At 55.0% G+C, this 13,867-nt stretch carries 8 protein-coding genes; all 8 read left to right on the forward strand.

The window, feature by feature from the left end; translation table 11 throughout:
* Positions 1–39 precede the first annotated feature (39 nt).
* The 8 genes from ade (at position 40) to AC3ZPD_RS08075 (ending at position 13,840) form a co-directional block, all read left to right on the forward strand.
* Entirely contained in the window at positions 40–1,869 is a 1,830-nt protein-coding gene (gene ade, locus AC3ZPD_RS08040; RefSeq protein ID WP_490983760.1) for an adenine deaminase, read from the forward strand.
* 695 nt (positions 1,870–2,564) lie between these two features.
* A complete protein-coding gene (locus AC3ZPD_RS08045; protein WP_490983761.1) occupies positions 2,565–3,971 on the forward strand; it encodes a cytochrome ubiquinol oxidase subunit I in 1,407 nt (468 codons plus the stop codon).
* Positions 3,958–4,974 carry a cytochrome d ubiquinol oxidase subunit II gene (gene cydB, locus AC3ZPD_RS08050; RefSeq protein WP_490983762.1) on the forward strand — a complete coding sequence of 339 codons (1,017 nt, stop codon included), beginning with the start codon at positions 3,958–3,960 and terminating at the stop codon, positions 4,972–4,974. The genes AC3ZPD_RS08045 and cydB overlap by 14 nt, the downstream gene beginning before the upstream one ends.
* A gap of 226 nt (positions 4,975–5,200) precedes the next feature.
* Positions 5,201–7,090 (forward strand): thiol reductant ABC exporter subunit CydD, encoded by a 1,890-nt coding sequence (gene cydD / locus AC3ZPD_RS08055; protein WP_490983763.1) that lies wholly within the window; start codon positions 5,201–5,203, stop codon positions 7,088–7,090.
* Positions 7,087–8,817, forward strand: a complete 1,731-nt coding sequence (gene cydC, locus AC3ZPD_RS08060) for a thiol reductant ABC exporter subunit CydC (protein WP_490983764.1) — start codon at positions 7,087–7,089, stop codon at positions 8,815–8,817. The genes cydD and cydC overlap by 4 nt, the downstream gene beginning before the upstream one ends.
* 218 nt (positions 8,818–9,035) lie before the next feature.
* Complete coding sequence (locus tag AC3ZPD_RS08065; protein ID WP_490983765.1) at positions 9,036–10,046, forward strand: LacI family DNA-binding transcriptional regulator; 1,011 nt, start codon at positions 9,036–9,038, stop codon at positions 10,044–10,046.
* 144 nt (positions 10,047–10,190) lie between these two features.
* The gene (locus tag AC3ZPD_RS08070; RefSeq protein WP_490983766.1) at positions 10,191–12,524 is read left to right on the forward strand and encodes a glycoside hydrolase family 65 protein; all 2,334 of its coding nucleotides are present in this window, start codon (positions 10,191–10,193) and stop codon (positions 12,522–12,524) included.
* A gap of 29 nt (positions 12,525–12,553) precedes the next feature.
* Positions 12,554–13,840, forward strand: coding sequence for an ABC transporter substrate-binding protein (locus tag AC3ZPD_RS08075; protein ID WP_490983767.1), 1,287 nt, complete (start codon positions 12,554–12,556; stop codon positions 13,838–13,840).
* The last annotated feature ends 27 nt before the right edge of the window (positions 13,841–13,867 follow it).

The raw sequence follows: 13,867 nt of genomic DNA on the forward strand, positions 1-13,867 counted from the left end.
TAATTTTTCAAAATAAAGAGAAGAAACGGGGAATAAACGATGGAGACAAAACGAAGACGCGAGCTGTACGAGGTCAGCGGCAGGCTTGCGAAGGTGGCCATGGGCCGGGAAAAGGCGGATCTTGTGATCCGGAACGGCACGCTGGTTAACGTTTATTCCGGCGAGCTGATGAAGCATACCGATATTGCCATATCGGCTGGAAGAATCGCGTACGTCGGCAAAGCCGATCACGCCATCGGACCGGACACCCGGGTCGTGGACGCCAAAGGCCGTTTTTTGGTGCCGGGATTGATTGACGGTCATATGCACGTGGAAAGCACGATGATGACCGTGACGGAGTTCTCGAAAGCCGCATTGGCCAAAGGCACCACGGCCGTTTTTATGGATCCCCATGAGATCGCGAACGTCTTCGGAAATGAAGGTGTCGCGTGGATGCATGAAGAAGGGCGGGCGCTCCCGCTGAAGGTGTTTACGACTTACCCGTCCTGCGTGCCGGCCGCCGAGGGTCTGGAGGATGCCGGGGCCGTTTTGGAGGTCAAGGACATTGAAGCCGGTTTAACCTGGGAAGGCGTTGCGGGTCTGGGCGAGGTCATGAATTTCCCCGGCGTGGTCAATGGCGATCCCAAGATGAAAGGCGAAATCGAAGCGACCATCCGGGCAGGAAAAACGGTTACCGGACATTTTCCGAGCGACGACCAGCAAATGCTGCAGGCTTACATAGCTGCGGGCGTTACCTCCGATCACGAAACGGTGACGCGCGAGCAGGGGCTGGCGAGAATCCGGCTGGGCATGAACCTGATGATCCGTGAAGGTTCGGCTTGGCAGGACGTGAAGGAAGTGATCAAGGTGGTCACGGAGGATCATGCGCCTACGGGCAATATTACGCTTGTGACGGACGACGTTTATCCGCAAACCCTGGTCGAAAAAGGCCATATGAATCACGTTGTTCGGCGTGCCATCGAAGAAGGGGTAGAACCGGTTACCGCCATTCAGATGGCGACCCTTAACACGGCAAAATACTTTAATAAAGAGCGGGATTTAGGAGCGATTGCGCCCGGAAAATGTGCGGATATCCTGCTCATCGACGATCTGCGGCAGATGGTGCCGTCGCTCGTTATTGCCGACGGTGAGGTTGTGGCGGAGGCAGGGAGAATATTGGCGTATTATCCATCATACGTATATCCGGAAAAAGCCCGCCAGTCGGTGAAGCTGGCCAGGCCGCTTACGCCGGAGGATTTCCGCCTGCGCAGCAAACGGGCTGAGGCTCATCAAGCGAGCGAAGCCGGCAGCGGCGGAGCGGGGGAGAAGGTCCGGGTGCGGGTAATTCAGGTGATTGAAAACAGCGCCCGCACAGCCTCGGCGACAGCCGAGTTAACGGTGAAGGACGGATACATCCAGCCTGATCCGCAGCAGGATGTCCTGCTGCTCGCCTGCATCGAGCGCCACAAAGGCACGGGCGATATTTCCCTTGCCTTCGCTAAAGGCTTCCAGTTAAAAGAAGGCGCCGTTGCGTCCACCGTCGCGCACGACAGCCATAACCTGCTAGTCATGGGCACGAATGAAGCGGATATGGCGTTTGCGGCATCCAAGCTGGCGGAATGCGGCGGTGGCATGATTGCCGTAAAAGACGGCAAAGTACTGGGCCTGGTCGAAATGCCGGTAGCCGGACTGATGTCCGATAAACCGCTGGACCAGGTGGTGGAAGAGGTCCGCGGGCTCGAAGCGGGCTGGAAGGAGCTGGGCTGCACGATTCATGCGCCGTTTATGACGTTTTCGCTGATTGCGCTGCCCGTCATTCCGGATTTGCGCATCTCCAACCGCGGTCTGGTCGATGTAACCACCTTCAGCCTCACGGATGTAGAGCTGTAGAATATCTTTTGACAGGCAAGTGTACTGACAGGCAAGTATGCTGACAAGTGTGGACTCCAGCAGCAAAACAAAACCGCCGTTCTTTCCCTGGGGGAAAGGCGGCGGTTATTTTTATTTTAAAATAGGAAAGGAATTAAAATTTATAGGCAAGGTTATGGGTAAAGGGAAAGCTTGGATCTAAATGGTTAATGTAAGGTTTCAGACTTGAACTTAATGCGTTTGTTGTTCGAGCTGATCTTCTTCTTTGAAAATCTGTGCGCAGAAAATGCCAATGACAATAAAGCTGATAGCCACCAAAGCAAACATAAGAACCATCATGTCGAATCTTCACTCCTTCTTATTCTTCTTCCTGATCTGTACGAGTATTATGATACTGGAATCCCGCAACCCGTGCATAGCCCGTTCGGGCTATAAAATGACTTCAAAATTGAACGTTGTGAGGCAGATCACAAAACGGTTCTGTCAATGAGCTTTGAGGCAAAATGACTTTGAAATCGCCCTTGGTTTTGCCTGATTTGTGTGCAATTTCGACGAATGTTGTGATTATGGTCACAAATTTTATATATTTCCGTTTTCTATTGTGACATTTATCACAATACCCCTTTTGCAGAACTGCCATGATAAGAACAGTGAGTTTTCCAAGCAAGAGGGGCATTCAGCCTCCCATTCTTATCGTTCAAAGGAGAGTATGATCCATGGATCCGTTAGTGCTTGCACGCATCCAGTTTGCTGCGACGACCATCTTCCATTTCTTCTTCGTGCCGGTGTCGATCGGGTTGGTGTTTATGATCGCGGTCATGGAGACGATGTATGTGGCCAAGGGCAAAGAAGTGTACAAAACAATGGCAAAGTTCTGGGGCAAGCTGTTCCTCATTAACTTTGCGGTCGGAGTCGTCACCGGTATTTTGCAGGAGTTCCAGTTCGGTATGAACTGGTCCGATTATTCCCGTTTTGTGGGGGACGTTTTTGGCGCGCCGCTTGCGATTGAAGCGCTGGCCGCGTTTTTTCTGGAGTCGACCTTTATGGGGATTTGGATCTTCGGCTGGGATCGATTGTCCAAGAAAGTGCATTTGCTGTGCATTTGGCTGGTTTCCTTCGGTACCACGCTGTCCGCATTGTGGATTTTGGCGGCGAACTCGTTTATGCAGCATCCGGTTGGGTTCGAAATCAACAATGGCCGCGCGGAGATGAACGACTTTTTCGCCCTGATTGCCAATGGGCAGCTGTGGGTGGAATTCCCGCATACCGTTTTAGGTGCGCTGGCCACCGGCTCTTTCCTGATCTGCGGCATCAGCGCGTACAAAATGCTCAAGAAGAAAGACTATGCTTTCTTTAAAAGTTCTTTTAAAATCGCCGTCATCGTAGCTTTGCTCTCCTCTTTCTTGACCGCCATCTTCGGTCATCAGCAGGCTCAGTACCTGGTAGAGACCCAGCCGATGAAAATGGCCGCATCCGAAGGCCTCTGGGGCAAAAGCGGCGACCCTGCTCCATGGACGGTCGTTGCGGCGATTGATCCGAAGACCAAAGAAAATAAATACGAGATTAAAATTCCCTACCTGCTCAGCTTCCTTTCCTACAGCAAACTGAATGGGGAAGTTAAAGGCATGAACGAGCTGCAGGCCGAGTATACGCAAAAATACGGCGCAGGCAATTACATCCCGCCGGTGCGCACGACCTTCTGGAGCTTCCGCATCATGGTGGCGGCAGGTTCGCTCATGATTTTGTTTGCGGCTTACGGCTTGTACCTGTGGATGCACAAAAAAATGGACCGTCCGAACAAAAACTATCTGCGTTTGATGCTGTTTGGCATTTCGCTGCCGTATATCGCGAATACTTCCGGTTGGATTATGACGGAGTTCGGCCGCCAGCCATGGACGGTATTCGGGCTGATGACCACCGCCGATTCCGTGTCGCCTAACGTGTCCGCAGGCCAGATGTTGTTTTCAATTATTGCCTTCTGCGCGATTTATACCGTGCTTGCCATCGTGATGGTGTTCCTTTGGGTGAAAGTGATCAAACAGGGCCCGTTCGCCAAAGACCATTCCGACGACGAACATTCCACAGATCCATTCGGCAAGGAGGGGTATCATGCTGTCTCTTAATGAGCTTTGGTTTATTTTGGTGGCGGTGCTGTTCATCGGGTTCTTTTTCCTCGAGGGGTTTGACTTCGGGGTCGGCATGGCTACAGGCATTCTCGCCAAAAACGATACGGAACGCCGCGTGCTGATCAACTCGATCGGTCCCTTCTGGGATGGCAACGAGGTATGGCTGATTACGGCCGGCGGCGCGATTTTTGCCGCTTTTCCGAACTGGTACGCCACGATGTTCAGCGGCTATTATACGCCTCTTGTTGTCCTCCTGCTGGCGCTGATCGCCAGAGGCGTCGCTTTTGAATTCCGGGGCAAGGTGCAGGACGACCGCTGGAAAAAAACGTGGGACGTCTGCATTTTCATCGGCAGCCTGCTGCCGCCATTCCTGCTGGGCGTCGTCTTCGCCGGCTTTATGAAAGGCCTGCCGATCGACGGGCAAATGGAGATGAGGGCCGGACTGTTCGACATGGTGAACTGGTATACGCTGGTGGGCGGCATTACCGTTACGCTGCTTTGTTTTGTGCACGGGCTTCTGTTCACGGTGCTCCGCACGGAGGGAGATATTCAGGACAGAGCACGCAAGCTGGCCAAACAGATGCTGTATCCGCTGGCAGCCCTGCTGGCCCTGACCGGCATCGCCACTTATTTGGCAACGGATATTTTTGAAGCTCATGGCGCCGTGTTAAGCGTGCTGGCGGTGCTCGGACTGGCCGCTTTCCTGCTGGCCGGTTATTTCCTGAGCCGGAAACGGGACGGCTGGGCTTTCGGCATGACCGGCGCTGTCATCGCTTTGGCGATTATCGGCGTATTTGCCGGGCTGTTCCCGAACGTGATGATCAGCTCGATCGATACGGCTTTTAACCTGACGATTCATAATGCGGCCTCGGGCCATTATTCGCTGAAGGTCATGACGATCGTCGCTGTGTCGCTGCTGCCGTTCGTGCTCGGTTATCAGATCTGGAGTTATTTCGTCTTCCACAAACGGGTGCACGAGAAATCGCATTTGGAATACTGAAAACATGGAACTAAGCTGAGTTCGTTTCAGTGCGTTCTATAGGTGGAGAGGACAAATGATTCTGAAAAAGCGAAGCGTTCGCCTTTGTCTCCGAGATTTAACGTTAATGAACGTGTTCAAGAATCTTGGAGACAACAGCGATTGTAAGAACATTTGGGATCGGAGCCGATAGTGAGCGTAACTAGCAAGCCAGATTACAGTACACTAAGCGATAGGATGAACGGACATGGACAAAAACTTGCTGAAGCTAAAAGGAATTCGGACGGTTATGGGGTTCATGGCCGTGCTGACGTTCATTCATACTCTTGCCGTTATTATGCAGGCCAAGTGGCTGGCGGATGCCGTCACCGGCCTGTTTAACGGCGGATCCCTGCAGGAACAATACGGCAGCCTCGTATTGTTCCTGCTTGGTTTTACGGTCCGGCAGCTGACGAACCTGCTGCAGCAGCGGCTGGCCTACCGTTTTGCCGAACGGACCGGGAGCGCGCTGCGCAAGGCGTTTGTAGGCAAGCTGTTTGCGCTGGGTCCCCGTTTTGCGGCCCGGGAGGGCACGGGCAAGCTGGTCACCCTGGTGCTGGACGGCATCTCCAAATATAAAACCTATCTGGAGCTGTTCCTTCCGCGCATGCTGGCGACGGGAATGACGCCTGTCCTGGTTTTGTTGTTCGTTTTTACGCAGGATGTCATGTCGGGCCTTATTCTGATCATTACGATGCCGATTCTGATCGTCTTTATGATTCTGGTAGGTCTGGCCGCGCGCCGGCAGACGGAGCGTCAGATCGGCACCTACCGGGTATTGTCCAACCACTTTGTGGATTCGCTGCGCGGGCTGGAGACGCTGAAATATTTAGGCCGGAGCCGGAGTCATGTCCGCTCCATCGAGAAAGTCAGCGATTCCTACCGCTCGGCGACGATGAGAACGCTGCGGGTAGCCTTTATGTCTTCGTTTGCCCTGGATTTCTTCACCATGCTGTCGGTCGCTTCGGTAGCGGTGAGCCTGGGGCTCCGCCTGATTGACGGGCGGCTTACCCTGCTGCCAGCGCTGACCGTCCTGATCCTTGCGCCGGAATATTTCCTGCCGGTGCGCATGGTTGGCGCGGATTTCCACGCGACGATGGACGGCAAAGAAGCGGGCGAAACGATCCGTGCGATTATCGCCGAGACGGATGGCATAGCGCAGGCGGACAGCACCGCAGGGATTGAAGGTGCCAGGACAAGGGACGCCGGGACAGGCGGTTCGTATAGGAAAGCTAACAAAACCATCCCGCCTTTGGCAGATCAGCCTGGGAATGCGGGCGAACCGGTGCCTATTCAGGAACCGGCACCCATCTGGGAGATGAATAACACAGTGCCGGGCGGCCAAATCCTTTGGACCCCTTCAAGCGTTTTAAAAATGTCCGGCATCACCGTAAGCTACGGGGAAGGCGGCAAGGACTCGCTTGCCGGCCTGACGGTTACGCTGCCGGGAACGGGCAAAATCGGCATCATTGGGGAAAGCGGCGCAGGCAAGTCCACCTTGATCGACGTGTTCGGCGGTTTTTTAAAGCCAAGCGCCGGCACATTTGAGCTTGGCGGGATGAAGCTGGACAATCTGGCTACGCCGGACTGGCGGAGTCTGATTACGTACATCCCGCAGCGGCCTTTTTTGTTCAGCGGAACGCTCGCTGAGAACATCGCCTTTTATGCGCCGGATGCTTCGGAAGCGGCCATCCGGCAGGCGGTTCAAGCAGCCGGGCTGGAAGAGCTGCTTCGCAGCCTGCCGCAAGGCCTGGAAACGCCGGTCGGCGGCGGAGGACGTCCGCTGAGCGGCGGGCAGGAGCAGCGCGTCGCGCTGGCGCGGTCTTTTTTGTGCAGCCGTCCCGTGATGCTGCTGGACGAACCGACAGCTCACCTCGATATCGAAACCGAATATGAGCTGAAAGAAACGATGCTGCCCATGTTTGCAGGCAAGCTGGTGCTGCTGGCGACCCATCGCCTGCATTGGATGCGGGAGATGGACCAGATTCTGGTGCTGGAGCAGGGCAGGCTGGCGGAGGCGGGAACCCACGAGGAGCTGATGGCCCGCAGGGGCGTTTATTACGGACTGGTAAATGCGGAAAGGGAGGCGCTGGCATGAATGGGGAGACGTGGTTTAAACCTTTTTTTCGCGCCTATTTCTGGCGGTTTGCGCTGATCGTGCTGCTGGGCATCCTGACGCTGCTGTCGGCGGCCATGCTGATGTTCACTTCCGGCTTTCTGATTTCGAAGTCCGCGCTCAGACCGGAGAACATCCTGCTCGTTTATGTCCCGATCGTCGGCGTCCGCACCTTCGGGATCGCCCGGGCGGTGATTCATTACGTGGAGCGGCTGACGGGCCATGACGCCGTGCTGCGCATTTTGTCCAAAATGCGGGTCAAGCTTTATAAGCTGCTCGAACCGCAGGCCCTATTTATCCGCTCCCGTCAAAAAACCGGGGACATCCTCGGCGTATTGGCGGAGGATATCGAAAATTTGCAGAACGTATATATCCGGACGATTTTTCCGGCGGCGGCTGCCGTGGTCATGTACGTTCTGGCCGTTGTTTTTGCCGGCCGTTTCAGCCTGGGCTTCGCGGCACTGGCCGCGGTTTATCTTTTGATTCTGATCGCCGTGCTGCCCTACATCTCTTACCGCCTGACCCGGGTGAAACACAAGCAGCTAAAGGAACAGCGCAGCGGGCTTTACCAGAAGCTGACCGACGCGGTGATGGGCATCGGCGATTGGGTCATCAGCGGACGTGCCGCCGGTTTTGCGGACAGCTATGAAGAGGCCGAGGCCCGGGTAAACCGGATCGAACGTTCTTTGCGCAGCTGGGCCCGGCTGCGGGCGTTGATCGGCCAGCTTGCAGTGGGCTTAGCCGTGGTGATTACGCTGTATTGGTCCGGGCAGGAATACGCTTCCGGCCGCATTGACGTTACCCTGATCGCCGCGTTTGTACTGGTTATTTTTCCGCTGATGGACGCCTTTCTGCCGATCTCCGAAGCCGTAGAGCGGATTCCGCAATACCAGGATGCGGTGGCAAGATTAAACCGGATCGCAGGGTCCGGCTGCGAGCCGGCTGCGGTAACTCCCGCGCCGGCCGTACCGCAGTCCGGTCAGGTCCATATTTCGATCCGAGATGTCTCTTTCGCTTATAGCAAAGGCGAACGTCCATCTGTTTCCCATGTGAACCTGGAGCTGCCGCAGGGCAAACGGATCGCCGTGATCGGCCGCAGCGGCGCGGGCAAATCTACGCTGCTTAAACTGATCCTCGGAGCGATTGCGCCAAGTGCGGGCGAAATCACCTTAAACGGCGTACCTGCGGCAGAGCTGGCTCCGCGTATGCCCGAATATGCGGCGGTGCTCAACCAAAGCCCGCATTTGTTCGATACGACGGTGGGCAACAACATCCGGCTCGGCAAACTTTCAGCCACCGATGAGGAAATCGCCGCGGCTGCTGAGTCGGCCCGTCTCGGCGGGCTGATTGCCTCGCTGCCCGCCGGCCTCGATACGCCGATGCACGAAACCGGGCAGCGCTTCTCCGGCGGCGAACGCCAGCGCGTGGCGCTGGCCCGCGTCCTGCTGCAGAACACGCCCGTCCTCATTTTGGATGAGCCGACAATCGGCCTTGATCCGAAGACGGAGCGGGAGCTGATGACGACCGTCCTGGAGGCGGCGAAAGGCAAAACGATGATCTGGGTGACGCACCATCTCACCTTTGCCCGCCAGATGGATGAAATTATTTTTATGAATCAAGGCGGCATCGAAATGAGAGGCACCCACGATGAGTTGACGGCAAACCATGAACGATATCGCCGTTTATACCGGCTGGACCGGCCGGAGTAAAGGGGGAGGCAGCGGCAGCATGCGAGCGAGGCACCGGACCGTTTCCCGGTGTCTGTTCGTGCTCCCGGCGGAACTTTGTCTTCCAGCCCGCCTTTCGCTTTCCGGCATAACCTCTGCGCAAACGGCGCGCAGGATTGCTATTTTGCCGGTAACCGCTACAATAGTATTTGTATCCAAAGAAATCCAAAGAATGTTAAAGAAATGTTGTGGTGAAGCCTATGGTATCAATCAAAGATGTAGCGAAGCGGGCGAACGTCTCCATTTCGGCCGTGTCCAAGACGCTTAACGGCTATGCCGATGTGAGCGAAGCCACTAAACGGAAAGTGATGCAGGCCGCGCAGGAATTAAATTATTTTCCTAATATGCTGGCTAAAAATCTGAAGCACAAGGTCACCAAAACGATCGCCCTCATCATCTCCAACTTCGAGCAGACGAACGGCAAGGACGGCGTCATGTTCCAGATCATGAACGGCGTATACGCGGCCGCCCAGCATTATCATTATGAGGTGGTCATTTATACGCGGAGCCTGTCGGAGCAGCAGGACAAGTCCTATTGGCAGTTTTGCAAGGAGAACAAAATCGCGGGCGTCGTTATGTCGGGTCTTCGGACGACGGACCCTTATTTCGATGAGCTGGTCAACAGCGAATTTCCGTGCGTGGTGGTGGACGCGGATATTGCCGGCCCGCATGCGGGATCGGTCATTACCGACAATGTGGGGGCGGCCAGACAAGCGGTGGAATACCTGATCGGCAAAGGACACCGCGAAATCGGCATGATCAACGGTCACAGCTTTGCCGCGGTCAGCGTGCAGCGCCTGCAAGGCTACCGCGAAGCGTTGGAAGCGGCCGGTCTGCGTTTTGATTCGAGCCGGGTAATTGAAGCGAACTTCAGCGAGGAAGAAGCCTATGAGGCCGCCGAGTCTTATCTGCGGGAGCATCCGGAGCTTACGGCCGTTTTTATTGCCAGCGACCTGATGGCGATCGGTTTCATGAGCCGCTGTCGGGAGCTGAATGTCCGTATTCCCGAGGACCTTTCGATCATGGGATTTGACGATATCGTGCTGTCCAGCTATACGACGCCGAAGCTTTCTACGGTCAGACAGGATTTTTCGAAGATCGGCTATACCGCCTTTGAGCAGGTCGTCAAGATGCTTGAGAACCGAACGGCCGGGTATCATAAAATTCTTCCGTTCGAAATTATTGACAGGGAGACCGTAAAAGTGCAATAATAGCTCCGAAAACGTTTTCGATTGCAACACCTTTATTTTTTTGCTTAGATCGAAATCGTTTTCGGATTTTTTTACCTATTCCGAAAACGATTTAGGTTACGCTTTCAAAACTAGATAAAGATTGTTCAGGAAAGGGAGTATACCATGCTTAGCTACAACGAGACCCGGTCAGACGATTTAAAGAATTGGGTATTTTCCGAGGAGGAGTTTCGGCCTTTGGCGCTCGGTAAAGCCGAAGCCGTCATGTCGCTCGGCAACGGGTACATGGGGCTTCGTTCGGCGGCGGAGGAGCCTTACATCGGGGAGAAAAGAAACCTGTTCGTAAACGGCACCTTTAACAAATTCGACGAGTTCGAAGTGAGCGAGCTGCCAAACGCGGCGGATCTGACCCGGCTGGACATATTCGTCGACGGTACGCGACTTTCGCTGGAGCGCGGCACGGTGACCGAATACGAGCGGTCGCTGAACCTGCGGGACGCAGAGCTGACGCGCAGTTTTGTCTGGACCTGCGGCGGCAAGAAAATCCGCTTCCGCTTCCGCCGTTTCGTTTCGCTGGACCGGCTTCACCAGATCGGCCTGAAAGCCGAAATCACCCCGCTGGAAGGAGGGGACATTACGCTGGTGCTCCGCTCGGGCATTGACGGCCAGCTTACCAACAGCGGTAGCCAGCATTTTCACGAGGGAGAGAAGCGCATTTACGACAAAACGTATCTGGAGCTGATCCAGACCACGACCGAATCGAAGGTTGACTTTGTCCTGGGGGCGGCCCATCATGTAAGCGTAAACGGACAGAGGGTAAATCTTTCTCCCAAAATGGACATCGATCGGCGCAAGGTTGCGGTGTCTTATTCCGTGAACCTGCAGGAAGGAAACACGCTTGCTTTTGAGAAAATGGCAACCGTTTTCACGAGCCGGGATCGGGAATTCGAAGACGACCGATCGCTTGACCGGGTAAGGCAAACGGCGCTTTCGGAGCTGAAAGGCATGTATGCAGCCGGCTACGAGAAGCTGTTTGAGGGCCACCGCGCCGCCTGGAGCAAGGTATGGGAGCAATATGCGATTTCCCTGAAATCCGTTCATTCGTTTGATGTGCTGGCGGTCCGCTTTGCTATCTATCATCTGGTCATCATGACGCCGGCGCATGACCGCCGGATGGGAATCGGGGCCAAAGGACTGAGCGGAGAAGGCTATAAGGGACACTCGTTCTGGGATACGGAAATCTTTATCCTTCCGTTCTACATTTATACGAATCCGGTCGTAGCCCGCGCCCTGCTGGAATACCGATACCTCGGGCTGGAAGGGGCCAGAGCCAAGGCGAAGGACAACGGTTATGCGGGGGCGATGTACCCTTGGGAGGCTGCGTGGCCGAGCGACGGCGAAGTGACGCCGGTCTGGGGCCAGGTGGACATCGTAACCGGGGAGCAGACGAAAATCTGGTCCGGCTTTATCGAGCAGCACATTACCTCCGATATCGCTTATGCCGTCTGGCATTACTACAAGGCCACCGGAGACCGGGATTTCATGAACCGCTTCGGATTCGAAATCATTTTCGATACGGCGCGCTTCTGGGCGAGCCGGCTGGAGTGGAACGAAACGAAGGGACGTTACGAGATTAACGGAGTTGTCGGGCCCGACGAATATAAAGAACACGTCGACAACAACGCGTTTACCAACTACATGGCTCACTTCAACATCGAACTGGCCATGCATTATTACGAGCAGCTTCGGCGCGAGGATGCCGGGTTGTTCGAGGAGTTGAACCGCAAGCTGTCCCTGGATGAGGCCATGGCCGACTGGAACGGCAAAGTGCAGCTGATTTATTTGCCGCAGCCGGACGAAGGCGGCATCATCCCGCAGGACGACACTTATTTGCTTAAGAAAGTGATCGACCTGTCCCCTTATAAGGAGCAGAGCAAGGTAGCCGCTATTTTCGACGACTACAATTTGGATCAGATCGGCGAGATGCAGGTTTCCAAGCAGGCGGACATCATGATGCTTTTCTTCCTGTTGGAAGACCGGTTCGCGCCGGAGATCAAAAAAGCCAATTACGATTATTACGAGGAGAAAACGCTTCACGATTCCTCGCTCTCCATGTCGACGCACAGCATTCTGGCCAATGATTTCGGAGACGGGGAGCTCGCTTACAAGCTGTTCCGGCGCGCTGCGGAGATCGATCTGGGTCCTTATCCGCATTCCTCCGACGCAGGCATCCATTCCGCTTCGCTGGGCGGCATTTGGGAATGCGTGGTGCTGGGATTTGCCGGGGTGCGCATGCTGGGAGGCGAGCTGCATCTGAATCCAAGACTGCCTGCCGCCTGGGAAGAGCTTGCCTTCCCGCTCTATTGGCAGGGACAGCGCATGAAGGTGGAGCTGAAGCGGGATACGCTGAGTATCCGAACGGATTCCGATGCCGAGGTTGAACTGGTTGTGCACGGACGGACCGTACGATTTGCGAAAGAATTGCAGATCACCTATTGAAATCGAAAATTCCGGGGAGGTCAAATCTTATGAAAAAGAAATGGTCCACAGCAGTTGCAATCCTTTTGATGTCATCCATAGTTCTTTCCGCCTGCGGCGGCGGGGGAGGAGGAAACAAAAGCGCTGACGGCGGCAAGGTTAACCTGACGTTCTCCGTTTGGGGAGACGTCAATTCCGGCGCCAACGAACAGCAGCTGGCCGATGAGTTCAACAAAACCCATCCCAACATTCAAGTGAAGTTCGAACCGATTCCGAGCGACGGCTACGGCACCAAGCTGACCACTTCGCTGGCCGCCGGGCAGGCGCCGGACGTGTTCCTGATCGGCGAAGGCGACTACTACAAATATGTCGACAAAGGCGTCGTCGAGCCGCTCGATGACTATTTGAAGAACGACAGCTCCTTCAGCCTGGATATTTTTCAGAAGGACCTGATCGACAGCATGCGCATCAACGGCAAGCAGTATTACCTGCCGAAGGATTTTAATCCTCTTGCCTTATGGTACAACAAGCGAATGTTTGACGAAGCGGGCATTTCGTACCCGACGGACGACTGGACTTGGGATGACCTGATCGAAACGGCCAAAAAGCTCACTAAAAAAGACGGCGACAAATACACCGAGTTCGGCTTTGAAGCCGGCAAATGGGAATATCCGATCTACACGTACCTCTGGGATTACGGCACGGATATCGCCAATGAAGACGGCACCAAAGCCGATGGTTATATCAACAGCGACAAGACGGTAGCGGCGCTTGAAAAATACGTGGCTTTGTCCACCGGCCCGGACCGCGTTTCGCCGACTCCGCAGGATACGGAGACGATGGGCGGAGACTCCTCCATGTTTATGACCGACAAGCTGGCCATGATGGTTACGGGACGCTGGATCAAAGGGGATCTGGACAAATCCGACGTACAGTACGGTTCGGCTTTGATCCCGAAAGGCGAAGACGGAACGCGCAGCAGCATCATTGCCAGCGCAGGCTGGGCGATCAACGCGGCAGGCAAACACAAACAGGAAGCCTACGAGCTGGTGAAATGGCTGTCGGGCACGGATGCTCAAAAGCTGCGTGCCGAGAACAGCAAGGTGCTGCCGGCCACGGTGAAGGAGCTGGATGAAGTCAAAGCCAAGGAAGTGGACGACAAACCGGTCATCGAAATGATGGATTATGCCAAAAAGCCGGTGACCATGCGCTCCGCAAACGGCCCGATTTTCGTCGACGAATTCACGAAAGCCATGGAGAAGATCCTGCTGAACAAACAGGATGTCAAAGGGGCTCTGGATGAGGCAGCAACCAATATAGACAGCAAAATCAAGTAAAAACGACGGGTGGAGCGAACGCTGATT

The sequence above is a fragment of the Paenibacillus mobilis genome, assembly GCF_058267595.1.